The 25,546-nt window shown below is 60.2% G+C and carries 31 protein-coding genes and 2 pseudogenes; 18 read left to right on the top strand and 15 right to left on the bottom strand.

Annotated features, from left to right (window positions below; all coding sequences use genetic code 11):
- Positions 1-282 precede the first annotated feature (282 nt).
- The 3 genes from RCCGE510_RS10045 (at position 283) to RCCGE510_RS10035 (ending at position 2,470) form a co-directional block, all read left to right on the top strand.
- Positions 283-1,209 (top strand): ABC transporter ATP-binding protein, encoded by a 927-nt coding sequence (locus RCCGE510_RS10045; protein WP_007629560.1) that lies wholly within the window; start codon positions 283-285, stop codon positions 1,207-1,209.
- Complete coding sequence (locus RCCGE510_RS10040; protein WP_007629558.1) at positions 1,206-1,967, top strand: ABC transporter permease; 762 nt, start codon at positions 1,206-1,208, stop codon at positions 1,965-1,967. Before RCCGE510_RS10045 ends, RCCGE510_RS10040 begins: the two co-directional genes overlap by 4 nt.
- Before the next feature lie 77 nt (positions 1,968-2,044).
- Positions 2,045-2,470 (top strand): hypothetical protein, encoded by a 426-nt coding sequence (locus RCCGE510_RS10035; RefSeq protein ID WP_007629556.1) that lies wholly within the window; start codon positions 2,045-2,047, stop codon positions 2,468-2,470.
- Between the two features lie 7 nt (positions 2,471-2,477).
- Here RCCGE510_RS10035 and RCCGE510_RS10030 read toward each other — a convergent pair whose 3' ends face one another.
- From RCCGE510_RS10030 to RCCGE510_RS10020, 4 genes are all read right to left on the bottom strand, one after another.
- Complete coding sequence (locus RCCGE510_RS10030) at positions 2,478-2,915, bottom strand: EamA family transporter (protein WP_007629554.1); 438 nt, start codon at positions 2,913-2,915, stop codon at positions 2,478-2,480.
- Positions 2,916-3,088: 173 nt separating this feature from the next.
- The gene (locus RCCGE510_RS10025) at positions 3,089-3,790 is read right to left on the bottom strand and encodes a TIGR02281 family clan AA aspartic protease (RefSeq protein WP_007629553.1); all 702 of its coding nucleotides are present in this window, start codon (positions 3,788-3,790) and stop codon (positions 3,089-3,091) included.
- Complete coding sequence (locus RCCGE510_RS33270) at positions 3,787-4,005, bottom strand: DUF1289 domain-containing protein (RefSeq protein WP_007629552.1); 219 nt, start codon at positions 4,003-4,005, stop codon at positions 3,787-3,789. The genes RCCGE510_RS10025 and RCCGE510_RS33270 overlap by 4 nt, the downstream gene beginning before the upstream one ends.
- An 18-nt stretch (positions 4,006-4,023) precedes the next feature.
- Positions 4,024-4,806 carry an adenosylcobinamide-GDP ribazoletransferase gene (locus RCCGE510_RS10020; RefSeq protein ID WP_007629551.1) on the bottom strand — a complete coding sequence of 261 codons (783 nt, stop codon included), beginning with the start codon at positions 4,804-4,806 and terminating at the stop codon, positions 4,024-4,026.
- A gap of 188 nt (positions 4,807-4,994) precedes the next feature.
- Here RCCGE510_RS10020 and cobT point away from each other — a divergent pair, with 188 nt between their 5' ends.
- Positions 4,995-6,011: a nicotinate-nucleotide--dimethylbenzimidazole phosphoribosyltransferase gene (gene cobT / locus RCCGE510_RS10015; protein WP_007629550.1), complete on the top strand. Its 1,017-nt coding sequence runs from the start codon at positions 4,995-4,997 to the stop codon at positions 6,009-6,011.
- A 127-nt stretch (positions 6,012-6,138) separates the two neighbouring features.
- Complete coding sequence (locus RCCGE510_RS10010) at positions 6,139-6,522, top strand: diacylglycerol kinase (RefSeq protein WP_007629549.1); 384 nt, start codon at positions 6,139-6,141, stop codon at positions 6,520-6,522.
- A gap of 1 nt (position 6,523) precedes the next feature.
- Here RCCGE510_RS10010 and RCCGE510_RS10005 read toward each other — a convergent pair whose 3' ends face one another.
- Positions 6,524-8,059, bottom strand: coding sequence for a HAMP domain-containing sensor histidine kinase (locus RCCGE510_RS10005; RefSeq protein WP_007629548.1), 1,536 nt, complete (start codon positions 8,057-8,059; stop codon positions 6,524-6,526).
- 106 nt (positions 8,060-8,165) lie between these two features.
- Between RCCGE510_RS10005 and RCCGE510_RS10000 the strand changes: the two genes are divergently transcribed.
- From RCCGE510_RS10000 to RCCGE510_RS09980, 5 genes and pseudogenes are all read left to right on the top strand, one after another.
- On the top strand, positions 8,166-8,723 hold the full coding sequence (locus RCCGE510_RS10000) for a thermonuclease family protein (RefSeq protein WP_007629547.1): 558 nt from the start codon (positions 8,166-8,168) through the stop codon (positions 8,721-8,723).
- Positions 8,724-8,727: 4 nt separating this feature from the next.
- Positions 8,728-9,360: a uracil-DNA glycosylase family protein gene (locus RCCGE510_RS09995; protein WP_007629546.1), complete on the top strand. Its 633-nt coding sequence runs from the start codon at positions 8,728-8,730 to the stop codon at positions 9,358-9,360.
- Between the two features lie 69 nt (positions 9,361-9,429).
- Positions 9,430-9,918, top strand: a complete 489-nt coding sequence (locus tag RCCGE510_RS09990; protein WP_007629545.1) for an Lrp/AsnC family transcriptional regulator — start codon at positions 9,430-9,432, stop codon at positions 9,916-9,918.
- Positions 9,919-10,583: 665 nt separating this feature from the next.
- Positions 10,584-11,591, top strand: coding sequence for a porin (locus RCCGE510_RS09985; RefSeq protein WP_007629539.1), 1,008 nt, complete (start codon positions 10,584-10,586; stop codon positions 11,589-11,591).
- A gap of 440 nt (positions 11,592-12,031) precedes the next feature.
- Positions 12,032-12,923 (top strand): annotated as a pseudogene (locus tag RCCGE510_RS09980) (LysR substrate-binding domain-containing protein).
- Between the two features lie 64 nt (positions 12,924-12,987).
- On the opposite strand, the gene RCCGE510_RS09975 reads toward RCCGE510_RS09980, so the two are convergent.
- Positions 12,988-13,671: a DNA alkylation repair protein gene (locus RCCGE510_RS09975; protein ID WP_007629535.1), complete on the bottom strand. Its 684-nt coding sequence runs from the start codon at positions 13,669-13,671 to the stop codon at positions 12,988-12,990.
- Entirely contained in the window at positions 13,668-14,537 is an 870-nt protein-coding gene (locus RCCGE510_RS09970; RefSeq protein ID WP_007629533.1) for an NAD(P)-dependent oxidoreductase, read from the bottom strand. The genes RCCGE510_RS09975 and RCCGE510_RS09970 overlap by 4 nt, the downstream gene beginning before the upstream one ends.
- A 272-nt stretch (positions 14,538-14,809) precedes the next feature.
- Here RCCGE510_RS09970 and RCCGE510_RS09965 point away from each other — a divergent pair, with 272 nt between their 5' ends.
- The 7 genes and pseudogenes from RCCGE510_RS09965 to RCCGE510_RS09940 all read left to right on the top strand — a co-directional run bounded on the left by RCCGE510_RS09965 (position 14,810) and on the right by RCCGE510_RS09940 (position 19,026).
- On the top strand, positions 14,810-15,181 hold the full coding sequence (locus RCCGE510_RS09965; RefSeq protein WP_007629531.1) for a hypothetical protein: 372 nt from the start codon (positions 14,810-14,812) through the stop codon (positions 15,179-15,181).
- 356 nt (positions 15,182-15,537) lie between these two features.
- The gene (ssuD, locus tag RCCGE510_RS09960; protein WP_007629529.1) at positions 15,538-16,713 is read left to right on the top strand and encodes an FMNH2-dependent alkanesulfonate monooxygenase; all 1,176 of its coding nucleotides are present in this window, start codon (positions 15,538-15,540) and stop codon (positions 16,711-16,713) included.
- Between the two features lie 370 nt (positions 16,714-17,083).
- Positions 17,084-17,407, top strand: coding sequence for a metalloregulator ArsR/SmtB family transcription factor (locus RCCGE510_RS09955; RefSeq protein WP_007629528.1), 324 nt, complete (start codon positions 17,084-17,086; stop codon positions 17,405-17,407).
- A complete protein-coding gene (locus tag RCCGE510_RS09950) occupies positions 17,404-17,814 on the top strand; it encodes an SRPBCC domain-containing protein (RefSeq protein ID WP_007629527.1) in 411 nt (136 codons plus the stop codon). The genes RCCGE510_RS09955 and RCCGE510_RS09950 overlap by 4 nt, the downstream gene beginning before the upstream one ends.
- A 42-nt stretch (positions 17,815-17,856) precedes the next feature.
- Positions 17,857-18,045, top strand: a pseudogene (locus RCCGE510_RS35515) (hypothetical protein); the annotation flags it as partial.
- Positions 18,046-18,070: 25 nt separating this feature from the next.
- Positions 18,071-18,541: a DUF1801 domain-containing protein gene (locus RCCGE510_RS09945; protein ID WP_007629526.1), complete on the top strand. Its 471-nt coding sequence runs from the start codon at positions 18,071-18,073 to the stop codon at positions 18,539-18,541.
- A 29-nt stretch (positions 18,542-18,570) separates the two neighbouring features.
- Entirely contained in the window at positions 18,571-19,026 is a 456-nt protein-coding gene (locus RCCGE510_RS09940) for a DUF1801 domain-containing protein (protein WP_007629525.1), read from the top strand.
- 5 nt (positions 19,027-19,031) lie between these two features.
- Here the strand turns inward: RCCGE510_RS09940 and RCCGE510_RS09935 are convergent, their stop codons facing one another.
- From RCCGE510_RS09935 to RCCGE510_RS09920, 4 genes are all read right to left on the bottom strand, one after another.
- Entirely contained in the window at positions 19,032-19,508 is a 477-nt protein-coding gene (locus tag RCCGE510_RS09935; protein WP_007629524.1) for an SRPBCC family protein, read from the bottom strand.
- Positions 19,505-19,846: a metalloregulator ArsR/SmtB family transcription factor gene (locus tag RCCGE510_RS09930; protein WP_007629523.1), complete on the bottom strand. Its 342-nt coding sequence runs from the start codon at positions 19,844-19,846 to the stop codon at positions 19,505-19,507. The genes RCCGE510_RS09935 and RCCGE510_RS09930 overlap by 4 nt, the downstream gene beginning before the upstream one ends.
- Positions 19,843-20,529 carry a glutathione S-transferase family protein gene (locus tag RCCGE510_RS09925; RefSeq protein WP_007629521.1) on the bottom strand — a complete coding sequence of 229 codons (687 nt, stop codon included), beginning with the start codon at positions 20,527-20,529 and terminating at the stop codon, positions 19,843-19,845. The genes RCCGE510_RS09930 and RCCGE510_RS09925 overlap by 4 nt, the downstream gene beginning before the upstream one ends.
- Positions 20,530-20,630: 101 nt before the next feature.
- The gene (locus RCCGE510_RS09920; RefSeq protein WP_007629519.1) at positions 20,631-21,449 is read right to left on the bottom strand and encodes a methyltransferase; all 819 of its coding nucleotides are present in this window, start codon (positions 21,447-21,449) and stop codon (positions 20,631-20,633) included.
- A gap of 113 nt (positions 21,450-21,562) precedes the next feature.
- Between RCCGE510_RS09920 and RCCGE510_RS09915 the strand changes: the two genes are divergently transcribed.
- Positions 21,563-22,288 (top strand): DUF2270 domain-containing protein, encoded by a 726-nt coding sequence (locus RCCGE510_RS09915; RefSeq protein ID WP_007629517.1) that lies wholly within the window; start codon positions 21,563-21,565, stop codon positions 22,286-22,288.
- 18 nt (positions 22,289-22,306) lie between these two features.
- Here RCCGE510_RS09915 and RCCGE510_RS09910 read toward each other — a convergent pair whose 3' ends face one another.
- The 4 genes from RCCGE510_RS09910 to RCCGE510_RS09895 all read right to left on the bottom strand — a co-directional run bounded on the left by RCCGE510_RS09910 (position 22,307) and on the right by RCCGE510_RS09895 (position 25,312).
- The gene (locus RCCGE510_RS09910; protein WP_007629515.1) at positions 22,307-22,573 is read right to left on the bottom strand and encodes an usg protein; all 267 of its coding nucleotides are present in this window, start codon (positions 22,571-22,573) and stop codon (positions 22,307-22,309) included.
- 218 nt (positions 22,574-22,791) lie between these two features.
- The gene (locus tag RCCGE510_RS09905; RefSeq protein WP_007629513.1) at positions 22,792-23,622 is read right to left on the bottom strand and encodes an ABC transporter permease; all 831 of its coding nucleotides are present in this window, start codon (positions 23,620-23,622) and stop codon (positions 22,792-22,794) included.
- Positions 23,619-24,425 (bottom strand): ABC transporter permease, encoded by an 807-nt coding sequence (locus RCCGE510_RS09900; protein WP_007629512.1) that lies wholly within the window; start codon positions 24,423-24,425, stop codon positions 23,619-23,621. The genes RCCGE510_RS09905 and RCCGE510_RS09900 overlap by 4 nt, the downstream gene beginning before the upstream one ends.
- A 113-nt stretch (positions 24,426-24,538) precedes the next feature.
- Positions 24,539-25,312 (bottom strand): transporter substrate-binding domain-containing protein, encoded by a 774-nt coding sequence (locus RCCGE510_RS09895; protein ID WP_007629511.1) that lies wholly within the window; start codon positions 25,310-25,312, stop codon positions 24,539-24,541.
- Positions 25,313-25,546: the final 234 nt, after the last annotated feature.

Here is a 25,546-nt window from a genome sequence, read left to right as displayed (position 1 = left end):
GGGGTGGCGGCGGGGCGGATGCCGGTGCTGGCCTCGGCTTCTTATCGGACATGAAGATAACCGGATGATGACATCCGAAACCGGCTGCTGCGTTTCTTTTCGCCCAAGGGATCAGCGCGTCGTAAAGATCCGATGCCGGCTATGTCGGCGGGCCGCCTGCGTCAACGGCTATGGTGTTAGCAGGGAGCGAATGCTGTGTTCACGTCTCCAAGGATGTCAAAGCGTCATCAAGGGCCTATATAGCGGGCCGAAGTAACAGCTGAGAATTCGCAAGAGTATTGCATGGCCCCCATCATATCGGTTCAGAATCTTACCAAGACCTACGCCAACGGGTTCGAGGCCCTGAAAGGCATCAACCTCGACGTCGAGAAGGGTGAAATCCTGGCCTTGCTCGGGCCGAACGGCGCGGGCAAGACGACGTTGATCTCGATCATCTGCGGCATCGCCAATCCGAGCGGTGGCAAGGTGCTGGTCGCCGGCCACGATGTCGTCAAGGATTTCCGCGCCACCCGCGGAATGATCGGGCTGGTGCCGCAGGAGCTGACCACCGATCAGTTCGAGACGGTGTTCAATACGGTGAGCTTTTCGCGCGGGCTGCACGGCAAGAAAGCCAATCCCGCCCATATCGAGAAGGTGCTGCGCGCACTCTCACTTTGGGACAAGAAGGACAATATGCTTCGCCAGCTCTCCGGCGGCATGAAACGGCGGGTGCTGATCGCCAAGGCGCTTTCGCATGAACCGGATATCCTCTTCCTCGATGAACCCACGGCCGGCGTCGACGTGACGCTGCGCAAGGACATGTGGAATGTCGTCCAGGAGCTTCGCGCCTCAGGCGTCACCATCATCCTGACCACCCATTATATCGAGGAGGCCGAGGAGATCGCCGACCGCGTCGGTGTAATCAATGGCGGGCAATTGCTGCTCGTCGAAGACAAGGCGGCACTGATGGCCAAGCTCGGCCGCAAGCAGCTCATCCTCGATCTCACCGAGCCGCTCAGCCACCTTCCGGATTGTTTCGCCGGCAACGGATTGACGCTGGAAGTCGGCGGCAGCCGGCTGACTTACGATTTCGACGCCGACAACGAGCAGGAGAGCATCGCCACGCTGCTGACCCGGCTCGGTGAAAACAATATCCATTTCAAAGATCTCTCGACGCGGCAGAGCACGCTCGAAGACATCTTCGTGGCGCTGGTAGGAGCAGACAAATGAACGTCGAGGCGATCAAATCGATCTATTTCTTCGAAATGGCCCGCACGCGGCGCACGCTGCTGCAGAGCGTTATCTCACCCGTCATCTCGACCTCGCTTTATTTCATCGTCTTCGGGGCCGCGGTCGGCTCGCGCATCCAGGAAGTGGAGGGCGTATCCTACGGCGCCTTCATCACGCCCGGCCTCATCATGCTGACGCTGCTCGGTCAGTGCATCAGCAACGGCTCCTTCGGCATCTATTTCCCAAAATTCACCGGCACGATCTACGAGGTGCTGTCGGCGCCGGTGGCGATGACGGAGATCCTTCTCGGTTACGTCGGGGCCGCCGCTACCAAAGGGATGCTCATCGGTTTCATCATCCTGCTCACAGCCAATCTTTTCGTCGATGTCCGGATCGAACATCCCTTCATGATGATCCTGTTTTTCCTGCTGACGGCAATCACCTTCAGCCTGTTCGGCTTCATGATCGGCATCTGGGCCGGCAATTTCGAACAGCTGAACCTCATTCCCATGCTGGTCGTGCCGCCGCTAACCTTCCTTGGCGGCAGCTTCTATTCGGTCAATATGCTGCCGCCCTTCTGGCAGGCGGTCAGCCACCTCAATCCGGTGCTCTATCTCGTCAGCGGCTTTCGTTGGAGTTTTTACGGGATCGCCGACGTCAACCCGGCGATCAGTCTGGGAATGATCACGGTATTTTTGGTGGCCTGCCTCGGAACACTCGCCTGGATCTTCAAAACCGGCTACCGGCTACGCAATTGATCCGGCGCTGGAGAAGCGCCGCAATTCCAACATGAAGATTGCCCAGCGATGACGTCATCGATGTTGGGGATAATGGGATGGCCAGCCGCAATGTGCTTGGATGCCTTGCAATCGCGTCTATGCTTTACTCAGTCCCGCAGGAAAGCCTTTCGGGCGAGGAGACTGTCCAGCCCATTCACGTCACCTATGCCGTGATGATGGAGGGAAGTGAGCCCTTCTTTGCCGAGGTGTCATGCCTTCCGGACAGCACCTGTCAGCTCGCCAGGCACAACAACCCCGACATTGAACTCAGTCTTACCGTGCATTCCGGCTCCGCGGCGCATAGTGAGTTACGCGTCTATTGCTCGAGCAACCCTTGCTCCTTTCAGAATTTGCGATCATCGATCGACTTGTCCGACCGGCGGGCTATGGTCGATATCTTCTCTGGCGAGCGTGCTTCTATTGTGATTCCATTGGTTTTCAAGCCGCGGCCGAGGATCGGCGAGGTGCTCATCTCTTACTAATGTCCCCTCAGGCGCTGCTGACGAGCAGAGCGCCCGAGATAATGAGGAGGGTGCCGGCGACGAGCTTTATGATGTTCAACTCTGCGGCTTCGCCGAGAAAGAGGGCGCCGATTGCCAGCGTCGCCAGCACATTGCAGCTCCAGATAGGGGCGAGTTTCGAGACCGAGACACCGTAAGCGAAAAGCGCAAAGCTGATGAGGCCGGTGCCGACGGCGAAGCAGGCGCCCGCGGTGGTGGCAAAGCCGAGACCTTGCGCGGTCCAGGGGGCTGGGCGCCAGATCAGCGCGGCGATCAGGCCGGCAAGGGCGCAGGCAGTGCCGAAGGCGATCAGATAGACGGCGGAGCCGGTGGCTGCCGTGGCGCTCTGTTTCTGGAAGATGGCGGTGACGCCCCAGAAAATGGCGGGCAGAACGCCGCCGACGACGATCGGCCAGAGTGAGTTCATCGCGAAACTCCTGTCGCACCCATGGGTCAAGGCCTCGCCTCGGGCGAGGGTCGGTCGAACATGCGGTGCCACCGAACTAGGAGTTTCTTTTTGCTCTTTGTGGTCTTGTTGTTACGCGTGAAGGTGACAGATCCGAGCGCAACCGTAAAGCGGCATTGCACGACGCCGGGCCCTCAATCCCGCAGGCGCAGTTCGTCGGTCTGCATCTGCAGCGAGCCCAGCGTTTCCAGGAAGCTCATGCCAAGCAGGCTCTGGTCGAGCCGGCCGTCCTCGGCGACGCTGGCTACGACATTGTTGCGGACGATCGGGCCGATTGCCACCTGGTCGAGCGTGACGGGGGCTGCGCGGCCACGGCCATTGGCGGTCATGACGGTCATGGAATAGGTGAGGCGGGAGGGGTCGATGCCGATCCGTTCGGCATCTTCACGCGACAGCGCCACCATGCTGGCGCCGGTATCGACGAGCATCTGGATCGTTTGGCCGTTGACAGCGACATCGGCTTCGAAATGGCCGTTCAGCAGCTTGTGCAGGATGATCTCCTGGCCGCCCTCGCTGGTGGTGACGACGACGGCGCGGCCGGGAACGAGGCCGGCGAGCAGTCTGTTGCCGACGCCGAGTGCCTCCTGGCGATAGAGATAGACGGTGACGAGCGCCAGGATGATCACCAGCCAAATCATCATCTGGCGCATCGTTTCGCCAATGCTGCGCCGGCTCGCCCAGATGCCGGCCGAGAGCATCAGTGCGATGGGCAGCAGATAGACGACGCGGCCGAAGTCATCGCTCTGCAGGCCGAGGATCCGGCTGCTGCCATTGTTGACGATCAGCACGGCAAGGCCGATGCCGATCACGACGAGGAAGATGATCAAACGGATCATAAAGGCCGCTCCGGCCGGCTGGAAAGGCCTGTTTTCCTGTGGTTCGATACCGTAGCGACGCCCGCAAGCCGTGCCGGCAGCAGCGCCATGATCCGTCTTCGCTCGGTGTCGGAGTAGCTCACCCAACTGCCGATTTCCTGAAGAGTCCGGCCGCATCCGGCACAAAATCCGGTGGCGAGGTTCAGGGAGCAGAGGTGAATGCAGGGTGTTTGCATGAGCGATATATCGGAGTTTCAAAGAGCCGTGGCAAGGGCGCAAAGGCTGGCGATCTCGCAAATTTGCTGCGTCGCGCCCAGCGTGTCGCCGGTGTGGCCTGCAAGCTTGCGGCGGATGAAAGCGGTGAAGGCAAACCCCGCGATGCCGGTGGCAAGCAGGCTTGCGACCAGCGGCCGCAGGCCGAAGGCGGGCCAGATCAGCAGTGCGGCGACGAGGCCGGCTGCGGAGAGCGCAAACTGCATCGCCGCCTCGTCCGGCTGGCCGGTCGAGGCGGCCACGCCATCGGCCTTTGCCGGCGCCAGCCGCTGCCAGTGCCAGGCGATAGCGCCGCGGCTAAGCGCCGCGACGGCGGGAATGGCAAGGGCTGATAGGAGCGGCGTTGCGTGGCGGGCGATGGCGGCAAGCGCCGCGGCGCGGATCGCCAAGGAGAGCATCAGCGCTATCGCGCCATAGGTGCCGATCCGGCTGTCCTTCATGATGACGAGGCTGTGCTCGCGGCTCTTGCCGCCGCCAATGCCGTCGGCCGTATCGGCCAGCCCGTCCTCGTGCAGCGCGCCGGTGACGAGAACCTGGATCGAAAGCGCAATCAGCGCCGCCATCAGCGGATCGGCATGCAGCTCCAAAGCCAAGAGGAGGGCAAGCGCGGGGACGAAGCCGATGATGATACCGGCGAAGGGAAAAGCGCGCACCAGCCTGCCGAGCCTGCCGTCATAGCCTTTGAACAGCGATTGCGGCATGGGAATGCGGCTGAGGAAGGCGACGGCGCGGGCGGTATCGACCGCAAGGTCCTTGATCTTCATTCTGTTTCGTTCTGCCGTCGGTTTCGGCTTATGGTCTCGGCTTATGGTCACAGGGGCGCTTTTGGAGTTGTCCGTCTCGTCGGCCCGCTTTAATAGAGTTGCGACCCGCAAAGAAGCTGATTTGCTCGACGCAAACAAGTGGTTTGCGTGAAAACAAGAATATCCGGATTCATAGGAAAGCCGCACAGATGAGCGTTTCAGGCCTGCCGTTCGACGATTTCCGTACCCTGCTTCGTGACCTGCCGGGGCCGGATGCCAGTGCGCTGGTGGCGGCGCGCGAACGCGACGCACAACTGACCAAGCCGCCGGGCGCGCTTGGACGGCTTGAGGAAATCGCCTTCTGGCTTGCCGCCTGGACGGGCCGCACCCCTGCCGTCAACCGGCCGCTGGTGGCGATCTTTGCCGGTAATCACGGCGTCACCAGGCAGGGAATCACGCCGTTTCCGCCGGCAGTGACGCAGCAGATGGTCGAGAACTTTGCGGCCGGAGGGGCTGCGATCAATCAGATCTGTGTCGCCTATGATCTCGGGTTGAAAGTCTTCGATCTGGCGCTGGATTATCCCACCGGCGACATCACCGAAGAGGCAGCGCTTTCCGAGCGCGATTGCGCCGCGACCATGGCCTTCGGCATGGAGGCGATTGCCGGCGGCACCGACCTGCTCTGCATCGGCGAAATGGGCATCGGCAATACGACGATCGCGGCGGCCATCAACTATGCGCTCTACGGCGGTTCGGCGCGAGACTGGGTTGGGCCGGGCACCGGTTCGGCAGGCGAGATGCTGGAGCGCAAGATCGCGGCGGTGGAAAAGGCGGTGGCGTTGCATGGCGACCACCTCGATGATCCGCTCGAGATCATGCGGCGGCTCGGCGGCCGTGAGATCGCGGCGATGGCCGGCGCCATTCTTGCCGCCCGCATGGAACGCATTCCTGTGCTGATCGACGGTTATGTTGCGACCGCGGCGGCGGCGATCCTGAAGGCTGCCAATCCGTCGGCGCTTGATCATTGCCTGATCGGCCATGTCTCCGGCGAGCCTGGACATCTGCGCGCGATCGAGATGCTCGGCAAGACGCCGCTTCTGGCGCTCGGCATGCGGCTCGGCGAAGGCACCGGGGCAGCGCTTGCCGCAGGGATCATCAAGGCTGCTGCCGCCTGCCATTCCGGCATGGCGACCTTCGCCCAGGCGGGTGTCACGAATAAGCATTAATGCGGGTGGTCGGTCGCCGATCCGCGCTCGGGTTCGCTTGCGCCGCTCAAATGGATCGGCTACCTGCGGACCGGTCATCAAAGGGGAAGGCAAAGTCTTTCCCAGTCTGCAAGAGGAGAGAGGCGTCTTGACGAAGCCTGCGGTGACGAAAGAGACCAGATTTCGACATTTCACCGCCGCCGCCGGCTATTCCTGGGCGGGTTTCCTGCGTTTGCTGAAAGAGGCAGCCTTCCGCCAGGAACTCGGTTTCTTCGTCGTTTCGATCGCGACGCTGGCATTGGTGGGGGCAACCGCCGGCGAGATCGTCGTCGCGGTGGTTCTGTTTCTCGGGCTCTTTTCGATGGAGGCGATGAATACCGCCGTCGAGGAGGTGATTGATCGGATTTCGCCGGAGATCTCGATCGTCGGCAAACATGCCAAGGATCTCGGCTCCTTCGCGGTGACCTGCATGATCGCCGCCTGCTGCCTCTATCTCGCCTTCGTTCTCGGCAAGAACCTGCTTTTTGGTTAAATCAGGCAAAACTCTTGCGCTTGCGCGCGACCGCATGCGCTTCTTCCACAGCCGGCAGGCTCTGGAGCACGCGCCTGGCGGGCAGGATGGCGATCACTTCGGTGCCCTCGCGCAGCTTCGATTTCAGCAGGAACTGTCCGTCATGCTTGGCAAGGATCGCCTGGACGATCGGCAGGCCGAGGCCCGTGCCCTGTTCGGCGCTCTTGATGGCGATTGAGCCCTGACCGAAGGCCGAAAGGACGACGGGGATCTCTTCCTCCGGAATGCCGGGGCCGTTATCCTTGATCGAGATGTACTGTCCGCCGCCGGCCGTCCAGCCGACCTTGACGTGGATTTCGCCGCCCTGCGGGGTGAACTTGACGGCGTTGGAGAGAAGGTTGAGCACCACCTGGCGCATCGACTTCTCGTCTGCCCAAATGGCTGGCAGCTGCCGTTCGAATTGATCCGAAATGGCGATGTTCTTGGCGCGGGCGCGTAGCTGGACCATGCCGATGCAATCCTCGGTGATATCCAGAAGCGAGATCGCCTCCTCGCTCAACTCGTATTTGCCGGCCTCGATCCGGGAGAGGTCGAGAATCTCGTTGATGAGATCAAGCAGATGTTGGCCGGAGCGGTGGATATCGCCGGCATATTCCTTGTAGGTCGGATTGGCGAGCGGCCCCATGACTTCGGCCGACATCACCTCGGAAAAACCAAGGATGGCGTTGAGCGGGGTCCTGAGTTCGTGTGACATGGAGGCAAGGAAGCGCGACTTGGCGAGGTTTGCCTCTTCGGCGCGGCGGCGCGCCTCATCCGACATCGATTTCGCCACCTCGAGCTCGGCAATGAGGTCATCCTTCTCCGACTGGTAGGAGAGGATCCTAAGGTTCGACTTGAAGAGCCGGTCGCTGATATAGTTGAAGAAGACGAGGGTGCTGGTGAAGAGCCCCGTCAGGCTGATTTCGAGGAGGTCGCGCGACAGGCCGCTCTTGACGGCCAGCGCCAGGACCGCCGGCGCGAAGGAGACGAGCACGGTCGGCGTCAGCATGAAGTTCGACATCGCCGTGACGGAGAGTGCGATCAGCAGCGTCGCACCCTTATAAAGGATAAAGCTTGACGGCTCGCAGCTATCGCAGCCCTGCAGCGCGAATATGGCCCAGCAGCAGCCGAGCAGGAATTGGCCGAACAACAGCAGGCGGCGCCATTTACGGGCGCTCTCGGGGGTGATTTCCTGCCGGCGCGCACGCCGCGCAAGCAGGATATTGCCGGTGTGACAGCTGAGCGTCAGCAGCGCCCAGAAGAGCAATTGCGTATCTTGGGTGAAATAAACGCCAAGCGCGGTGATGATGACGACGAAGAGCGGCATGATCGTCGCGCCCTGCAGCATCGACGCCACATACATCTTTAGTACGTCACGGTCGAAGGAGGAATTGGACGCATGACCGGACTGAAGACGTTCGCGCGTCTGCCGCACGGCCTTGGAAACGGCCTTGTTGCGGTGGCTGCGCGACCTGTCGACGATAATCTTGTCGGTCGATGTGCTTACGCCGGTACTCATGTGCACGTTGAAACTTCATCCCAGGGTGGATAAGAGCTTAACCGACAATTCTTAAGAAGATGTTTGCCATCTTTGCCAAGGATCTGTTTTTTAAGGAGGCAAAAGCGTGACACTGAGCCTGCGCCTGATTCGCGACGGCGTGACCGCTTTTGCCCTGCTGGCGCTCGTGGCGCTGATCGTCGCCAAGCTCAATGATGCAACAAAGATTGAGCGTTCGGGCGCTTTCCATGCTGCCGATGGTGACAGTCTGACATTAGGAAACGATCGTTTGCGCCTGGAAGGCATCGATGCACCCGAGCTCAACCAGAGCTGCGCACGGGCGGGCAAGGCCTGGGCCTGCGGCCGGGCGGCGCGCGAGGCGCTGCAAGGCATGGTCTTGGCATCGGGAACGCTTTGCCAGGGCAGCCGGCGCGACCGTTATGACAGGCTGCTTGTCATCTGCCGGAGCGGGGCGGGCGGCGACATCAATGCCGCCATGGTGCGCCGGGGCATGGCCATCTCCTATGGCGGTTACGCCAGGGAGGAGGCCGAGGCAAAAGCCGGGAAGGAGGGTCTCTGGGCCGGCACGTTCGAGCGGCCGCGCGATGTGCGCGATCATGCGCGCCACGGTTCCGGTTTCGATGGCCCGCTGCGCTTCATCAGGCGGATCGTCGGATGGGAGTGAAGCCATGACCGACGAAGCCGAGTTGGAGACGTTGCGGCGGGAGATCGCGTCCTGTCGCATCTGCCGTGACACGCCGGCGAAAGGCCTCGAATATCGGCTGCCGCACGAGCCGCGGCCGGTGGTGGTGATCTCGTCGAGCGCGCGAATCCTGATCGCCGGGCAGGCGCCCGGGCTGCGGGTCCATGAGAGCGGCTTGCCGTTTGACGATGCTTCGGGCGATCGGTTGCGTTCATGGCTCGGCGTTGACAGGGCAAGCTTCTACGACCGCGATCGATTCGCCATCGTGCCGATGGGCTTCTGCTTTCCTGGCTATGACGATAAAGGTGCGGATCTGCCGCCGCGTCGCGAATGCGCGCCATTCTGGCGACGAAGGGTGATCTCGGCGATGCCGCAGATCGAACTGGTGCTGGTCATCGGCCAATATGCTCAGGCCTGGCATATGGGAGCGGAAAGGCGGGGCAATATGACTGAGACGGTGCGGACGTGGCGAGACAGTCTTCTGTCCAACCGGTCGCCGGCGGTGCTGCCGCTGCCGCATCCCAGCTGGCGCAACAGCGGCTGGCTGAAGCGCAATCCGTGGTTCGAGAAAGATTTGCTCCCGATCCTGCGAGATCGAACGAAAACGCTGCTTTCCTGAAACAAAATTCTTTTCGTCGCGCGGAATCGGGGTATACAAAGAAAATAATTCGAAAGGACTGTTGTGCGCATGGACCGCCTCGACCGAAAAATACTGCGTCTGCTGCAAGAAGATTCGACGCTTGCCGTGGCCGATCTCGCCAAAAAAGTCGGGCTTTCGACGACCCCCTGCTGGCGGCGCATTCAGAAAATGGAAGAAGATGGCGTCATCAAGCGCCGGGTTGCCATCCTTGATCCGGAGAAGGTCAACACCAAGGTCACCGTCTTCGTGTCGATTCGCACCGCCACCCATTCGATCGAATGGCTGCGGCGCTTTTCCGAAGTGGTCGCCGAATTCCCCGAAGTGGTCGAATTCTACCGGATGAGCGGCGATGTCGACTATCTCTTGCGAGTCGTCGTGCCCGATATTGCAGCCTATGACGCTTTTTATAAGCGGATGATCGCCAAGATCGAGATTCGCGACGTTTCCTCCGCCTTTGCGATGGAGCAGATCAAGTATTCGACGCAGTTGCCGCTCGACTATATGCTTCTGGACAACGCCAAATCCAACGAGGATTGAAACCGCCGTGCGGCCTGCGGCCGCGCGGCCCGTGACGCGGGGATTGGCGCCTGAGGCAATGCGAATAGAGCTGAGCGCGCCCATCCGGCAAGGGCAGAGCCAGGCAGAATGTGGTCGCGGCTGCAGAAAAGCCCTAGAAATAGCGAAAAATCGCTCGAATCGTGCCAAGTTCTGAAAAATACATAGCCTGGTAACCAATGCGAGGTTATGTTGAGTAGAACCTAGTGAGTGCCATGTCATCATTTTGTCTCATTGGTATCGAATTCAGGACACTATGTTCTAACCCGCTGCCTTGTATGTGTTGATTAGCCGGCGGTAGAGTGTGCGCTTCACCAATATGTCCGACGGGGGTCGGGTGGTGGAGAATTTGACAGATGGGGTGTAGAGTTTGCGGCTTGCGATGGAGGATTTCCGTCGCGGGGCCGCTTTGCATGTCTGATATCTAAATATTTGAAATTGTTGTATAAAAATCACGTTCCCGGTGAAAGTTACAGTCGCGGACCCACCTTGCGTGTATCGAGAATTGCTTGATAGGGTCGTGTATGTGATGACGGTTTGGCGGTTCGATCGATCCGCACGCCGAGATGGCTGTTCAAACTGGGCCGGCTTCAAATCGACTACCCGATTGGAAGCCAGCCCCGATCGACAAAGAAATGGATTGGTAAATGAACATCAGAATGGTTTTGCTTGCATCAGCAGCAGCATTTGCTGCATCGACGCCGGTTCTTGCAGCTGACGCTATCGTTGCTGCTGAGCCGGAACCGGTTGAATACGTTCGCGTCTGCGACGCTTACGGCACCGGCTACTTCTACATCCCGGGCACCGAAACCTGCCTCAAGATCGAAGGCTACATCCGTTTCCAGGTCAACGTTGGCGAAGATGTCGGCGGCGATTCTGACTGGGATGCGGTTACCCGCGGTCAGGTTCAGTTCACCGCCAAGAGCGATACCGAGTATGGTCCTCTGACCGGCGTCATCGTCATGCAGTTCAATGCTGACAACGCCACCGATCAGGACGCTATTCTCGACTCTGCTTACCTCGACATCGCCGGCTTCCGCGCCGGTCTGTTCTACAGCTGGTGGGACGATGGCCTCTCCGGCGAAACCGACGATATCGGTTCTCCGGTCACGCTGCACAACTCGCTGCGTTATCAGTATGAAACCGGCGACTTCTATGCTGGCATCAGCGTCGATGAGCTGGAAGACAGCCCGTTCTATGATGGCGAAGAAGCCAACAACGTTGGCGTTGCCGTCGGTCTCGGTGGCAAGGCTGGTGCGTTCAGCTACCAGATCACTGCTGGCTATGACACCGACAACGAAGAAGGCGCCGTCCGCGCCATGGGTACGGTTGAAATCGGTCCCGGCACGCTCGGCCTCGCAGGTGTCTACTCCACCAACCCGAACGCCTACTACAACGCGGCTGAATGGGCGATCGCTGCTGAATACGCTATCAAGGCGACTGACAAGCTGAAGATCACCCCTGGTGTTCAGTACTACAGCAACTACGGCGTCGTTGGTAGCGACTTCGGCGACGGCGATGCTTGGAAGGTTGGTCTGACGGTTGATTACCAGATCGTCGACAACTTCTACGCCAAGGCTTCGGTTCAGTACCTCGATCCGGAAGATGCTGACGACTCCACGACGGGCTACTTCCGTCTGCAGCGTTCGTTCTAATAGACTTAGTGAATACTCCCGGTCTTCGGACCGGGAGCACTTTAAATCAGTTTTTGATCCGAGTGACCTCCGATCAGCTACGGGGACGGGTCCGGTCTTCCCTGCCGGGCCGTCCTTGCAGCGTTTTTGACGCGCAGTCTCCAATGCAGTCTTTCAGGTGAACCGAAGCGGCATATTGCGTATTGCACGCCGGGCTTCCTGCCTGCACCGTTTCTCGAGGCACTCCCTTTTTCAATTTTCAAGTGAGCTGGATTGATCGATAGCATCACCGTCAGGGAGCTGTCGGTCCCTTCTCGTATTCGACGACGGCCGGCTTTGCCGCAACAGGTCGCGAAGAGAAATTCCAATGCCGACAATGTGATTACGGCTTTGTTGGAGAGGCGATACAACCCCTTGCAGGGGGCTGGTATTCATTTCCTTCTCGCGGGCAGCTTGTTCTTATGGACGATCTCAACGACTATTATTATTTCGCCGCTGTCGTCTCCAGCGGCGGCTTCGCCTCTGCAAGTCGCGATCTGAAGATACCGCGTTCGAAGCTGAGCAGGCGGGTCAGCCGCCTTGAGGACGGGCTTGGCACAAGGGCTTATAGAACGCTCGACTCGTCACTTCCGGGTGACAGAGATCGGCCAAGCTTTCTACGAAAGATGCCAGGCAATCCTGCAAGAGGCCGACCATGCCAAGTCGCTCGTCAGCGAGGCTCAATCCGATCCGCAAGGCGTGGTGCGGATGGGCTGCCCGCTCGGTCTCGTCGACATCTCGGTCGGTGGAATCCTGCCTGAACTCCTGGAGCGTTATCCGAAGATCAAGCTGCAGATCATCGGCTCCGACCGGCGCGCCGACCTCATCAACGAACGGATCGACCTCGAGGTGAGGGCGACCAACGAACCGGAGACGCAGACGAGCCTGACGATGCGCAAGCTCGACCGGGCGCGGCGTATTCTCGTCGAAAGTCCCTCGCTGATCGGGCGAACCGGCGGCCTGAATTGTGTGGACGAGCTCGCCGACCATCCGACGCTGGCGATGACGTCATGGACGTCGTTCCACACGTGGGAATTGATCGGTCCAAATGACGCTAGACAGGTGATTCGGCATCAGCCGCGGCTTACCTGCCGGAGCATGACCGCCATCCTCGACGCCGCCCGTGCCGGCCTCGGCTTCGGGCTTTTGCTCGAAAGTGCCTGCGAGGCCGATCTCCAGGCTGGCAAGCTGATGCGAGTGCTGCCAGAATGGCAGGAGAGCCAGTTCTATATCGTTTTCACGACCGCCAAGGGCATGCCGCCGGCAGTGCGGGTGCTGATCGATTTCCTGGTCGAAAAATCCCGGCAGCATTGATGAAGCAGCATTGATGAAGCGGCATTGACGAATAAGGGCTTCAGCCTTGGAGCCCGCATCCGCCTTATCTCAGCCGTGCCAGCAGCTTTTCGCCCGCCAGCTCCCTGACAGCATCCTTGCCGATCCAGCGAGCGGTCCTATCAGAGCTTTCCGCCAAGGCCTTTGCGAGGGCCAGCGCCGGTGGATAACAGGCGAGATTGCGCTTTCCGATACTGCGAAGCGCCCAGTTGACCGCCTTGCGCACAAAGTTTCGGGGGTCACCGGAATGCGCCTCGATCAACGGCAGCCAGGCAAGGATGGTGGCGTCGGGCTCCTGTTTGCGATGGACGGCGGCGCCGGCGATCATGGCGAATGCAGTGCGCCTGACAAATTCGCGCTCGTCGACGGCGAATTCTGAGATGAGTTCGTCCAGCCCGGCCTCGACGAAGAGATCGGCGGCGCAATCGACGATCTCCCAGGAGTCGAAATCATTGGCCCAATTCCGGGCTTCTTCCATCGTCAACCGTTTTGGCTCGGCGGTGTAGAGGGAGAGCAGGCGGGCTTCACGGATATCGCTTCGCCAGAGCTCGATCGCTCTGGCGTGATTCTTCTTCGCCAGTCTGGCAACTACCCTGATATCGGGATTGGAGATGCCGAGGGCGCGTGTGGTAACGATGCCGAAGCGCGCCATGCCGGCGATATTTTCCTCCGAACGCAGCGTTTCGAGATGCGCAATCAGTTCGGCGGCCTCGGAGGAGGGGCAAATCACTTCTCGAGACGGGCGAGCAACGAGGATGTATCCCAGCGATTGCCGCCCATCGCCTGTACGTCGCCGTAAAACTGGTCGACCACGGCAGTGACAGGCAGCTTGGCGCCGTTGCGGCGGGCTTCTGTGAGCACGATGCCGAGATCCTTGCGCATCCAGTCGACCGCGAAGCCGAAATCATATTTGCCTGCGTTCATGGTCTTGTGGCGGTTTTCCATTTGCCAGGAGCCGGCCGCCCCTTTGGAGATCACCTCGACGACCTTTTCGATATCAAGGCCGGCACGCTTGCCGAAATGCAGCCCTTCGGCAAGTCCCTGGACGAGGCCGGCGATGCAGATCTGGTTGACCATCTTGGTCAGTTGGCCTGAGCCTGCCGGTCCCATCAGGCCGACCATGCGGGCATAGGCGTCGATGACGGGCCGGGCGCGTTCGAAGACGGCCTCGTCACCACCGCACATGACGGTGAGGGCGCCGTTTTCAGCGCCGGCCTGGCCGCCGGAGACGGGAGCGTCGATGAAATCGACGCCTTTTTCCTTTGCCGCGGCATAAAGTTCGCGAGCAACTTCGGCGCTGGCGGTGGTGTTGTCGATCAACACCGAGCGGGGCTTCATGCCATGCAGGGCGCCGTTTTCGCCAGATGTCACCGATCGGAGATCTTCGTCATTGCCGACGCAGACGAAGACGAAATCGGCGCCTGCTGCAGCCTCAGCCGGGGTGGGGGCGGATTTGCCGGAGAATTTCTCGGCCCATGCGACGGCCTTTTCGACTGTTCGATTATAGACGGTGACATCGTGGCCGCCCTTCGACTTCAGATGCCCTGCCATGGGAAAGCCCATGACGCCGAGACCGATGAATGCGACTTTAGCCATATGTCCTGTCCTTAATCTGGAATACGAGGCTCCGAGGATTAACCGAAACGGGGGGAGCAGAAAAGCCATGAAGACGGAGTTCCCTCCGACAGACGCGTTGAGGCTGGTCACCGTTCGCGCGAACCCTAGAACAGGATGATTTTAGGCCGGGTGGCCTAAAATCATCCTGTTCTACATTATAGAGTTAGATCATGATGTCATAAGAAAACCGCTCACACTTTTCGGCGTCATGTTCTAGTTTGAGGAGACGTCACCAGCGTGCGAGCGGTGATATGAGCGAAATTCCGACGATCAAACCGCGGCGCAAAGGCCGCAGTGGGATGCAGGCGATGCTGATTCCATCGCAGCAAATGGTGGCAGAGCAGATTAGATCGGCACAGGAAGGTGTTTTCACCGAGGTCGGCGTCCTTCGCCGCCGTCTCGCTACCCAATACGGGGCGGATGCCTGCTGTCCGGTCACCGTGCAGCGGCATCTGCACACGATCGCCGATCTGTCTTTCCTCGCGCTGCAAAAGGGTGAGCCGGTTTCGACGGTCACGCCCTATTGGCGCATGGTCGAACCGGCGAGCCAGCTGGCGAACCGCCTTGCAGGTGGAGCCGGCTTTATCCGCGAGCGGCTGGCCGCCGAACGTCGGGAGGGATAGCGGAAGAAGGCCGCTATCAGCAGGCACCGTGTCGACGAGCGCCCGAACGGGAAAAATTATTCCCCGAAGCGGATGACAATGCGAAATTGATATTGTCGATATAATTTGTGGCTTATGCCAATATCCTGGTCATCGAAGGCGACTATTGACGGCAACCGGCCGGCCGCCGCCGATCGACAGGATATTCAGATGTTCACGCGCAGACAAAGCCACGCCATTCTTCCCGCCGCCACCGTGGTCCTCCCAAGCATCCGGGTGGCGGCGGTGTGCAGACACGTTCCGCATGTCGTTGCCTGCTAAGGGCCAGCTTGACCGCGCGAGCTGATTTTCGAATTTTGCAGCAAAGGACCGTTTCCATGACCGCCACATCCGATCCCATCAATTTCCTCTGGTTCATCCCGACGTCGGGCGACGGCACCTATCTCGGTTCCGCCGATCTCAACCGCGCGCCCGAGATCGGCTATCTCACGCAGATCGCCCAGGCCGTCGACCGGCTCGGCTATTCCGGCGTGCTGCTGCCGACAGGTGTTGCCTGCGAAGAATCCTTCGTGACGGCGGCGGCTCTCGCGGCCAAGACCGAGAAGCTGCAGTTCCTGGTGGCGATCCGCCCCGGCACGGCATCGCCGGCTTATTACGCGCGTCTGGCGACGACGCTCGATCGGATCTCCAACGGCCGCCTGCTGCTCAACATTGTCGTCGGCGGCAGCCCCGCCGAGCTTGCCGGTGACGGCATCCATCTCGAACATGACGAGCGTTATGCCCATGCCGACGAGTTCTTCACGGTCTTCGAGGAATTGCTGGACAAGGGCACGGCGAGCTTCGACGGCAAATACATCAAGGCGACAAATGCGCGCCTCGGTTTTCCCTCAGTGCAGAACCCGCGTCCGCCGCTTTATTTTGGCGGCTCGTCGGATGCCGGCATCGATTTCTCGGTCGGCCGCGTCGACAAGTACCTGACCTGGGGCGAGCCGCCGGCACAGGTGGCCGAGAAGGTCGCCAAGGTGCGCAAGGCGGCCGCGGAGCGTGGCCGCGAAGTGAGCTTCGGCATTCGCCTGCACTTCATCGTGCGCGAGACCGACGAGGAGGCATGGGAGGCGGCGGAGCGGCTGATCCGCCATCTCGACGACGATACCATCCGCGAGGCACAGGAGCGCTTCGTTCACGAGTCCGACTCGGTCGGCCAGAAGCGCATGGCCGCCCTTCACGGCGGCCGGCGCGACAAGCTCGAAGTCTCGCCGAACCTCTGGGCCGGCGTCGGCCTGGTGCGGGCTGGTGCCGGCACCGCGCTTGTGGGGTCGCCGAAGACGGTGGCCGCGCGCCTTGCCGAATATCAGGAGATCGGCATCGATACGGTGATCGGCTCCGGCTATCCGCACCTGGAAGAAGCCTATCGTGTCGCCGAACTGCTCTTCCCCGAGCTCGGTATCACCCGCGCGCAGCAGCGCCTGGCGTTCAACAACGAGTTTGGCGGCAAGCAGATCTTCGCGGGCGGCAGCCATGGCGGCAACCTGAAGGTCGTCTCCGGTTCCTGAGTTTCGACGCGACGCAGAACAGGATATCGCCGGAAGCCGCCCGCGGCTTTCGGCGTTTTGTTGAGTGCGGCCATGCCAGTCCGAAGCGACTGATCGCGTAGTCCTCGGTGTCGATGATTGCCATTGTTGAGACCTCGGCGCCATTCCTGCCGGAATTGTCCCAGGGCGCATAATCCAGGGAAAACGCGTTTTTATATAGCCAATGAGCTATGATGAATTCTCTCACGGTTGTGCCGAACGGCATATCCTCTGGCTGGTCTGCATCTGCATCAGCTCGGCTGGCTAATTTCTTCGCTTTTCGTTTGCCCCTTGACTCACGCATACCTCACTGGCTATGAATCAATTCATAGCTGCAAAGGTATGAATGCTAATGTCCGATACTCAAGACGCACTCTTCAAAACCCTTGCTGATCCGACACGGCGGGCTCTTTTCGAGCGGCTGTGCAGAGAAGGAGAGAAGACGGTCGGGGCTCTGACGGCTCGGGCCGGGGTTTCTCAGCCGGTCGTCTCAAAACATCTTGGCATACTGAAGCAGGCCGGATTGGTGCGCGACCGCCACGAAGGGCGCCAGACGCATTACAGCGCGCAGCTCGGCGCTCTGGCGCCACTGGTCGACTGGACGAGCGAGATGGCCGGGTTCTGGCAAAGCCGCTTCAATGATCTCGAAGATTTGCTGAAAAGGATGGATCAATGACCGACACATCGAATGAAACGCGCTCCGTCGTCATCGAACGGGAAATCCCATTTCCCTCGGAGAAGATCTGGCGGGCGCTCACCCAGCCGCACCTGATCCAGGAATGGTTGATGAAGAGCGACTTCAAGCCGGTCGCGGACCACCGCTTCAAGTTCAGCGCAAATTGGGGTTCCGTCGACTGTAAGGTTCTTGAAGTCGAGCCGAACAAGACCCTGTCCTATAGCTGGGATGCCTATGGTCTCGCAAGCACCGTCACGTGGACGCTCACTCCGACCGGCATGGGCACGCACCTGCGCATGGAACAGTCGGGGTTCCGGCCGGATCAGCGGCAGGCCTACGGGGGCGCCAGGAGCGGCTGGACACAGTTTTTCGCAAATCTGGAGCAGGTGCTGGCGCGGACGGAGTAAGGCCGCTCATTGCCTGGGTTGACTTCAAACGGGGAGATCCCTTTGAAGTGGAACAACAGGTTGCGGCAGATCCACCGCTGGCTTTCCGTTGCCTCTACCATCGCGGTCATCCTCAATATCGTCGCGATGGTCCAAGAGAAATCGGCCGTCTGGGTAGGCCTCTTGGCGCTGCCGCTTGGCCCGCTATTGCAGAACGGTCTTTACCTGTTCATGCTGGCCTATGCCGCCAGATGCGCGGGAGATAGGAGTGAAGGCAATGGCCGGCAGGACCTCCAATACCGTGGCGAAGGTCAGAAAGAAGACAGCCACTCAGCCGGCCGCGGCCGAGCCGAAGCTCCTCTCGGGCGGCAATCCGCAAATCGCCAAGGGTTATGGCGATGCTCCCGTGCAGGCCTATATCGCTGCGATACCGGGCTGGAAAAGCGCCGTCGGACGCCGTCTCGACGCTCTGATCACGCGCACCGTGCCGGGTGTGAACAAGGCGGTCAAATGGAACTCGCCCCTTTATGGCATCGAAGGGCAGGGCTGGTTTCTCAGCGTTCATTGTTTCACCAAATACGTCAAGGTGGCCTTCTTCCGGGGTGCGTCTCTGAACCCTCTGCCGCCCGGCCATTCCAAGCAGAAGGAAGTGCGCTACTTCGATATCCGCGAGGACGACGAAATCGACGAAGCCCAGCTCGCCGCCTGGGTGGAGCAGGCCAGCCGCTTGCCCGGTGAACGGATGTAGCCAAATGGCACTCGATCGACGGGGGAACCATGAAGAAAGTGACAGTAGCGATGAAGAAAAGCGATTCCGCGGAAGCAAGCGAGGGACTGTCGCCCTCTCAGTCGATCGATGCGAGGATCGAGGAGCTGGGGGACTGGCGGGGCGAAAAGCTTGCCCAGGTTCGCGGGCTGATCAAGCAGGCGGAGCCCGAGGTGGTCGAGGAATGGAAGTGGCGAGGGGTTCCGGTATGGGAGCGCGCCGGGATCATCTGCACCGGCGAGACTTACAAGAGCGTGGTGAAACTAACCTTCGCCAAAGGTGCCTCGCTGGACGATCCCACGGGACTGTTCAACTCCAGCCTCGAAGGCAACACCCGGCGCGCCATCGATTTCCATGAAGCCGACAAGATCGATGAGGAGGCGCTGAAGGTGCTCGTTCGTGCCGCCGCAGCGTTGAATACGGCATCAAAGGCCGCCGTCTCGCGGAAGAAATCGAGGGGCACCTGAGTTCTTTAATGGATCGGGTTCGCCTCGCGCTCCAGAAAAAGTTCGAGATTGTCGAGGCCGATCTCGGTGCCCTGGAGGCGGGCGCCGTTATCAGCGTAGCCGTCGAGGAAAACTACCTGCTCGGTAAAGACCATTTTCGTGCCGTCGGGTTCGGCTTTGAAGGTGACGGTGGCGAGCGAGGCGGAGATGCGCCTTTCGCCGAGCCTCATCTCATAGGCATAGATGATACGGGTGTCAGGCACGATATCGATGTAATGCGCGTCAAAAGCGTGCAGAAGCCCGTCCGTATCGACGATATGGTTTCGCTCGGTACCGCCGGGACGGAAATCGAGCCTGTAATCCAGCGGCACCCATTCGCCGTGGCAGGCGAACCATTGACGCTTGGCCTCTGGCGTCGACCAGGCGCGGAAGACACGGCCGACCGGGGCTTTCAGGCGGCGCTCGATGACGAGGGTGGCATGTTCGGCAGATCGTGTCGTCATTCGGAAAAACTCTCCGGTTCTTCGGCGAGAAATTGATCCAGCCTGTCGAAGGTGGTCGTCCAGCGGCTCTTTCGCTGTTCCACCCAGCGCTCGACGGTGGCGAGCGCATCCTGCTGCAGGCGGTAAGTTCGAACCCGGCCGGATTTTTCCGAGAGCACGAGGCCGCTATGCTCCAGCACCTGCAGATGTTTCATTACCGTCGGCAAGGCAACCGCGAGCGGCGCGGCCAGCTCGGTGACCGAAGCCGGGCCGCGGCCCAGGCGATCGATCATGCCGCGGCGGCTGCGGTCGGAAAGCGCGTGGAACATGCGATCGAGATCGGCCTGGCTTTCGATCATCCAGCTGCATCCCGGAATCGGGCAGGTAACCGCTCTTTATAGGGGTAGAACTTGAAGTAGGGGCGGGCCTCTTCCAGCGCCCTTGCAAAGGAGGGGCGCGTCAGCAGCCGATCGTAATAGGTGCGAAGGTTCGGCTGCTCCGATGAAAACGGAACCAGCGTCTCGGCATAAAAGAGCGACGGGGCTGCGGCGCAATCGGCCATGGTGAATCCATCGCCCGCAATCCATTGCTTGTCGGCAAGCTGCTTTTCGATCATCGCATAGGCAGTGGCGAGTGTCGCCTTGGCGGCGGTCACCTCGATTTCATCCGCCGTACCCTCGGGGCGCCGGCCATTGCTGACGAGCGTCTGCATCGGCGCCTGGACATAATGGTCGAAGAAGCGGTCCCAGAGGCGGACCTGCAGCGCCCTATCGATCTCCAGCGGCAGCAGGCGAACGGGGCCGGGATAATACTGCTCGAGATATTCGATGATGATCGACGTCTCGGGAATGGTGCTGTCGCGCGCCTCGTCCCGCAGCAGCGGCATCTTGCCGATCGGCCAGAAGCGGAAGAGATCGGAGCGCGAGTTCTCGTCGGACAGATCGACGAGACGATTTTCGAAGGGCGTGCCGTTTTCGTAAAGCGCGATCAGCACCTTGTGGCAGAAGGAGGCGAGCGGATGCCCATAGAACACGAGCGACATGCGGCGGCCTTTCCTGTTGCGATAAACTTTACCTTTCGACTAAGTATCAGGTCGGCCGGCATCGCGCAACAGATAGTTTGCCAATCGCGCAAGTGTCGCCGTCAGCCGATATATTTTGCGATGACCAGATGGCCGGGTGTCGGCTGGCCGTCTTCCATGCGCACGTTGATATCCGTTATCTCGATCAGTTCGAAACCGGTGGCTGCCAGGCGTTCTTTCACATAGGCGTCGGCATGGGCGAAGCGCTGATGCGGACCGACCATGTAGGCCCGGCCGGCGAGTGTGGCGTCCGGCACGGTTTCCGAGGAGAAGATGAACAGGCCGCCTGGGGTGAGGTTCTCGGCGGCGCCGAAGAACAGCGGTTCGAGCGCGCCGAGATAGGGCAGCACGTCGGTGGCAGTGATGATATCGAAGGCGTCCTCGTCGTTGTCGTCGAGGAAATCCTCGACCTCGGCGACGAAGAGCGTCTCGTAGAGATCCTTCTCATGGGCAATCTCGACCATCTTCTCCGATAGGTCGATGCCGGTCATGTCGGCGCAGAGGTCGCGCAGTGCGCCGCCGGTCAGGCCCGTGCCGCAGCCGAGATCGAGCAGCCGCTTGAACGGTCCGAGCTTCAGTGCCTGCAGGCGCTGGCGGACCAGCATCGGCACGTGATAGCCGAGCTGCTCGACAAGTACGTCCTCGAAAACCTCGGCATGCTGGTCGAACAAGGTCTCGACATAGGCGTCGGGCGCCTTGGCAGGAGTTTCGCCGCGGCCCATGGCGGCGATGCGCACGGCGGCACCGCCGTGATCGTCGGGGTCGATTGCCAGGACTTCCTCATAGGCTGCCACCGCCGCGTCGACATCGCCGGCCTTTTCCAGCGCCAGAGCGCGGTTATAGGCCTCGCCAAGAGCTTCTTCGTCGATCTTCTTTGCCATCGCGGTCCAGCGTCCTTTTGTTTCAGGCATGCGTCTAAGGCGGCTTTCGAAATTTTGCAATGGCGTGGCTGTGGGCGCAGAATGACCGCAAAGAAGACGAGGGGAGGAAAGCCATGAAATCGGAGCAAGAAAGGCCGTCATCGACACTGGAAGGAGAGGCTGCGCGGGCACTGCTGCTGCCTGGTACGCCAGGCGAGATCACCAACACGCTTAGCCATTATTACCGCGGTGAACTCGGGCGGATGACAAGTTGGCGCGACCGCATCGACCGAACGTCCAACTGGGCGATCACCGTGGTTGCGGCGCTGCTCTCGGTGTCGCTGTCGACGCCGACCTCGCATCACGGTGTGCTGCTGTTTGGGATGATGCTGGTGACGTTGCTTCTGATCATCGAAGCGCGGCGCTATCGCTTCTTCGACATCTACCGCGCCCGCATTCGCCAGATCGAGCGCTGCTACTTCGCGCAGATCCTGGCGCCGGAGGCGGGGGCCGGCAGAGAATGGGCCTCCGTGGTCGCGAGCAGCCTGCGCAAGCCGCGTTTCCTGCTCAGCTATTGGGACGCGATGCACCGCCGGCTCAAACGCAACTACGGCTGGATGTATTCTATCCTATTTCTCGCCTGGTGCCTGAAGATCTCGACGCCGAAATTGCAGACGGAGGGCATGCCGGCGCTACAGGCGCAGTCCTGGACCTATGTCATCGATAATGCCGTGCTGGGGCCTATTCCCGGCCTTGCGGTCATCATTATCGTCGTCGTCTTCTACCTCGGCATCCTCTGTTTTGCGCTCCGCCCGCTCCGTGACCAAGGTGAATTCGGCCATGGCGAGGCACATGTCTGATGCTGGGCAGAAGCCGGATCAGTGCAGGATGAACTCTCCCTTCAGTGCCCGCCACTCGGTTGGCGAGATCAGCTTGCGGTGGATGTAGCGCACGGAATGCAGCGGTCCGTCGAGCTTTTCTTCCCAAAATTTCAGGAAGCCGCGCATTTCGGGGAAATCGGGGGCGAGATCATATTCCTGCCAGACATAAGTCTGCAGGATCGCCGGATGATCCGGCAGGTGGTAGAGGATCTGGGCGGTCGTCAGACCATAGCCCTGCAGTTGTTTTTCCATGTCCTTGTGCATCGTGTTCACTTCTTCTCGTTCCCACTCGCGCGCTTATTAGCGCTAAGTGATATGGAAACATGCGAGTGGTTAACGAGAGCTTTACAGATACTTCATAAAAGGACAATTGATTTTTAATATCAATAGATTAGCAGCATATGACGGGGAGTGCTGCCACGTCGGTTCTGATGGATGCACGCTGTTGGCTGAAAACCGCGAGACACTTCGGGCGGCGTGCATCAGCGCTTGAGGTGCCGGGTCAGGCGGCGCTCGATCCAGGCCCAGAGATGGCGCAGCGCCTCGACGATGACGAGGTAGAAGATCGCTGCCCAGAGATAGGTCTGGTAGTCGAAGGTGCGGGAGAAGGCGTAGCGGGTTTCGCCCATCAGGTCGAGCACGGTGATGATGGCGACAACCGCTGAACCCTTGATCAGCAGGATGATTTCGTTGCCGTAAGGGCGAAGTGCGACGATGAGAGCCTGCGGCAGAATGATCTTGCGGAAGGCGATGAACTTGTGGATGCCGAGGGCCGCGGCTGCCTCGTGCTGGCCGTGCGGTACGCTTTCGATGGCGCCGCGCAGGATTTCCGCCTGGTAGGCCGCGGTATTGATGGTCATGGCAAAAAGGCCGCAATACCAGGCTTCCCGGAAGAACCACCAGATTCCGACGGTCTCAAGCTGCGGCCGGAATACGCCGAGGCCGTAATAGACCAGGAACAGTTGGGCGAGCAGCGGCGTGCCGCGGAAAAAATAGATATAGCCGTAGGCGAGCGCATTCAGCACCCGGCTCTTCGACATGCGCGCCGCGGCGAGCGGCAGCGACAGAACTGCGCCGCAGACGACCGAAATGAAAACGAGGCTCAGCGTGACCCCGAGACCGTGGAGATAGCGCGGTCCGTAGCGGCTGAATTTTTCCGGATCCCAGCCATTGACGACGGAGATCACCAGCAGCGCGGCGAATACCGCCCAGACGGCGACGAAAATATAGCCGGCCATACGCGCCGGCGTCATCGGCTTCATCACTTCGCGGGGCGCGGGCTGCGGCGGGATCAGCGTTTCGGCGTAGCTCATCGGCGGATCTCCGAACGTCTGGCCCACCGCTCGACATAGACGAGCAGAAATGAGGAGAGGATGGCGAGTACCAGATAGAGGCAGCAGGCCAGGCCATAGAAGAAGAAGGGTTCTTTGGTCACGCGCACGGCGACACTCGTCTGACGCAGGATATCGGCAAGGCTGATGATCGAGACGTAGGAGGTGTCCTTCAGCAGCACCATCCAGAGGTTCGTCAGGCCCGGCAGCGCGATGCGCACGAGCTGCGGCAGGATGATCAGGCGCAGCGTGCGGCCGCTATGCAGCCCAAGCGCATCGCCTGCCTCATACTGCCCCTTGGGAATGGCGCGAAAGGCTGAGAGCAATACTTCCGAACAGTAGGCGGAGAAGACCACCGAAAGCGCGATGACGCCGGCGAGAAAGGCGTTGATCTCGACCGGCGGCCCGTCATAACCGACGAAGGTCAGCAGAGACTGGATCAGCATCTGCATGCCGTAATAGATGATGAAGAGCGTCAGAAGCTCCGGAAGACCGCGGAAGATCGTCGTGTAGATGCCGGCCGCCAGCCGAAGCGATTTTTCTTCCGACTGCTGGCCGAGCGCCACCAGAAAGCCGATGGCGAGGCCGATCGGCAGGGTAACGATTGCCACCGAAACGGTAATCTGCAGGCCAAGCGCGATCTCGTCGCCCCAGCCGGTATCACCGCAGGCAAGAATCGTCGACGGACCTAGCCAGGTGAAGATGCCAACGGGTCCGCATAGCGGATCGAAAATGTGCACAAGTGAGCTCCAGAAGGAGCCGAGCGCGGAAAATAATCCGCCCATGCGATAATTCCCCTCACGGCTTTTGCCGTTTTGATCTTGCCATCTTTGTCAAACAAAAATGGCGGAAGAGCAAGCCTTCCGCCATTACCTTGGTTAGCCAGATAGCGAATTTCTTATTGGCCGTAAACGTCGAAGTCGAAGTACTTGTCCTGGATCTTCTTGTACTCACCGCTGGCGCGGATCGCAGCGATCGCCGTGTTCAGTTTTTCCTTGATCGGATCGCCCTTACGGATGGCAATGCCTGCGCCGTTGCCGTTGATTTCCTTGTCGACCGGCAGGGTCGTCAAGATCTTGCAGCAGGCGCCGGCGTCGGATTTGACCCATTCGGAGAGAACCACGACGTCGTCGATGACGGCGTCGACACGGCCGCTGGAGACGTCGAGCTTGTATTCGTCAGCTGTCGGGTAGAGCTTCAGTTCGGTGTCGGCCAGATGTTTCTCGGCATAGTTGGCGTGCGTCGTCGAGGTCTGCGCGCCGATCACCTTGCCCTTGAGGCCGGCAACGTCGGTAATCGTCGAATCCTTCGGCACGGCGATGGCCGGCGGGGTGTTGTAGTACTTGTTGGAGAAATCGACGAGCTTCAAACGCTCCGGCGTGATCGACATGGAGGAAACGATCATGTCGAACTTCTTGGCGTTGAGCGCCGGAATGATGCCGTCCCAGTCGGTGCTGACGAAGGAGCATTCGGCCTTCATCTCAGCGCAGAGCGCCTTGGTGATGTCGATGTCGAAGCCTTGGATCGTGCCGCTGGCATCGACGAATTCGAAGGGCGGATAGGTCGAATCGGTGCCGATCACATACTTTTCGCCGTCGGCCATGGCCGAGCCGGCGAAAAGGGACATCGCCGCGATCGAGGCTGCCGCGAAAATACGGGTGGAGATATGCATGAGGATCCTCTCTGTTGGTAGCCGCCGCTGTTTTTCTCGTGGGCTGACGGCCGCAATTCAACGGTACCTAGACCGCCTTGCGGCGATAATCAGACTTTTTTTGATGGAATTGCAACACAAATCCCATCGCAATTGGGCGGTGCAAATAGCAGGCGAGATGAACGCCGGCAGACTGCAACATTCACGCGAGGTTAATCCGCGGCTTCCTAGAACCGGAACAAATCGGCGGCTCGG

Origin of the sequence: Rhizobium sp. CCGE 510 (genome assembly GCF_000292525.1) — a bacterium.
In the GTDB taxonomy this organism is placed as follows: domain Bacteria; phylum Pseudomonadota; class Alphaproteobacteria; order Rhizobiales; family Rhizobiaceae; genus Rhizobium.
Note: the sequence above shows the minus strand (reverse complement) of the source record. Positions and strands in the feature narration are given on the sequence as shown.

Excerpts from the sequence above, each read along its gene's own strand:
- ssuD (WP_007629529.1), top strand. The coding sequence starts at position 15,538 with ATGACCGCCACATCCGATCCCATCAATTTCCTCTGGTTCATCCCGACG.
- RCCGE510_RS09905 (WP_007629513.1), bottom strand. The coding sequence starts at position 23,622 with ATGAGCTACGCCGAAACGCTGATCCCGCCGCAGCCCGCGCCCCGCGAA.
- RCCGE510_RS10040 (WP_007629558.1), top strand. The coding sequence starts at position 1,206 with ATGAACGTCGAGGCGATCAAATCGATCTATTTCTTCGAAATGGCCCGC.
- RCCGE510_RS09955 (WP_007629528.1), top strand. The coding sequence starts at position 17,084 with ATGTCCGATACTCAAGACGCACTCTTCAAAACCCTTGCTGATCCGACA.
- RCCGE510_RS09965 (WP_007629531.1), top strand. The coding sequence starts at position 14,810 with ATGAGCGAAATTCCGACGATCAAACCGCGGCGCAAAGGCCGCAGTGGG.
- RCCGE510_RS10045 (WP_007629560.1), top strand. The coding sequence starts at position 283 with ATGGCCCCCATCATATCGGTTCAGAATCTTACCAAGACCTACGCCAAC.
- RCCGE510_RS09915 (WP_007629517.1), top strand. The coding sequence starts at position 21,563 with ATGAAATCGGAGCAAGAAAGGCCGTCATCGACACTGGAAGGAGAGGCT.
- RCCGE510_RS09995 (WP_007629546.1), top strand. The coding sequence starts at position 8,728 with ATGACCGACGAAGCCGAGTTGGAGACGTTGCGGCGGGAGATCGCGTCC.
- RCCGE510_RS10025 (WP_007629553.1), bottom strand. The coding sequence starts at position 3,790 with ATGATCCGTTTGATCATCTTCCTCGTCGTGATCGGCATCGGCCTTGCC.
- RCCGE510_RS09950 (WP_007629527.1), top strand. The coding sequence starts at position 17,404 with ATGACCGACACATCGAATGAAACGCGCTCCGTCGTCATCGAACGGGAA.
- RCCGE510_RS09945 (WP_007629526.1), top strand. The coding sequence starts at position 18,071 with ATGGCCGGCAGGACCTCCAATACCGTGGCGAAGGTCAGAAAGAAGACA.
- RCCGE510_RS10020 (WP_007629551.1), bottom strand. The coding sequence starts at position 4,806 with ATGAAGATCAAGGACCTTGCGGTCGATACCGCCCGCGCCGTCGCCTTC.
- RCCGE510_RS09985 (WP_007629539.1), top strand. The coding sequence starts at position 10,584 with ATGAACATCAGAATGGTTTTGCTTGCATCAGCAGCAGCATTTGCTGCA.
- RCCGE510_RS09900 (WP_007629512.1), bottom strand. The coding sequence starts at position 24,425 with ATGGGCGGATTATTTTCCGCGCTCGGCTCCTTCTGGAGCTCACTTGTG.
- RCCGE510_RS09925 (WP_007629521.1), bottom strand. The coding sequence starts at position 20,529 with ATGTCGCTCGTGTTCTATGGGCATCCGCTCGCCTCCTTCTGCCACAAG.
- RCCGE510_RS33270 (WP_007629552.1), bottom strand. The coding sequence starts at position 4,005 with ATGCAAACACCCTGCATTCACCTCTGCTCCCTGAACCTCGCCACCGGA.
- cobT (WP_007629550.1), top strand. The coding sequence starts at position 4,995 with ATGAGCGTTTCAGGCCTGCCGTTCGACGATTTCCGTACCCTGCTTCGT.
- RCCGE510_RS09895 (WP_007629511.1), bottom strand. The coding sequence starts at position 25,312 with ATGCATATCTCCACCCGTATTTTCGCGGCAGCCTCGATCGCGGCGATG.
- RCCGE510_RS10030 (WP_007629554.1), bottom strand. The coding sequence starts at position 2,915 with ATGAACTCACTCTGGCCGATCGTCGTCGGCGGCGTTCTGCCCGCCATT.
- RCCGE510_RS09990 (WP_007629545.1), top strand. The coding sequence starts at position 9,430 with ATGGACCGCCTCGACCGAAAAATACTGCGTCTGCTGCAAGAAGATTCG.
- RCCGE510_RS09940 (WP_007629525.1), top strand. The coding sequence starts at position 18,571 with ATGAAGAAAGTGACAGTAGCGATGAAGAAAAGCGATTCCGCGGAAGCA.
- RCCGE510_RS09920 (WP_007629519.1), bottom strand. The coding sequence starts at position 21,449 with ATGGCAAAGAAGATCGACGAAGAAGCTCTTGGCGAGGCCTATAACCGC.
- RCCGE510_RS09970 (WP_007629533.1), bottom strand. The coding sequence starts at position 14,537 with ATGGCTAAAGTCGCATTCATCGGTCTCGGCGTCATGGGCTTTCCCATG.
- RCCGE510_RS09935 (WP_007629524.1), bottom strand. The coding sequence starts at position 19,508 with ATGACGACACGATCTGCCGAACATGCCACCCTCGTCATCGAGCGCCGC.
- RCCGE510_RS09930 (WP_007629523.1), bottom strand. The coding sequence starts at position 19,846 with ATGATCGAAAGCCAGGCCGATCTCGATCGCATGTTCCACGCGCTTTCC.
- RCCGE510_RS09910 (WP_007629515.1), bottom strand. The coding sequence starts at position 22,573 with ATGCACAAGGACATGGAAAAACAACTGCAGGGCTATGGTCTGACGACC.
- RCCGE510_RS10005 (WP_007629548.1), bottom strand. The coding sequence starts at position 8,059 with ATGAGTACCGGCGTAAGCACATCGACCGACAAGATTATCGTCGACAGG.
- RCCGE510_RS10035 (WP_007629556.1), top strand. The coding sequence starts at position 2,045 with ATGGCCAGCCGCAATGTGCTTGGATGCCTTGCAATCGCGTCTATGCTT.